This window comes from Paraburkholderia sp. UCT31 (genome assembly GCF_014397655.1).
Lineage (GTDB): Bacteria > Pseudomonadota > Gammaproteobacteria > Burkholderiales > Burkholderiaceae > Paraburkholderia > Paraburkholderia tuberum.
Genome location: NZ_VZQP01000224.1, coordinates 1 through 253, shown reverse-complemented (window position 1 = coordinate 253; position 253 = coordinate 1). Strand labels below are relative to the sequence as shown.

Sequence of the window (253 nt, the reverse complement as noted above, 5' to 3'; positions counted from 1 at the left end):
GTCAATCAAAACCGCGCGTCAATCAATAAACGCTTGCCAGCGTCAATCAACATCGGCATCATATTTCTGCCGCGACATTCTCAAGCTGATTGTCGCGCGTCTCTCATCCAGATTGTCGCGCCACAACCCGAAGACGCAAGCCAACTATGTGCGCATCGTACGCGAGTTCGCCCGATACATCGGGCGCTCGCCTGATACCGCCACCGTCGAGGACCTGCGAACCTACCAGCTGCATCTGGTCGATCATGGCACG

General features: G+C 56.1%; 1 protein-coding gene. It reads left to right on the top strand.

Features of this window, described 5'->3' with window-relative positions:
• Positions 1-76: 76 nt before the first annotated feature.
• Positions 77-253: phage integrase N-terminal SAM-like domain-containing protein (locus F6X40_RS41750; protein ID WP_187631918.1), on the top strand; the 177-nt coding region annotated here is incomplete at its 3' end.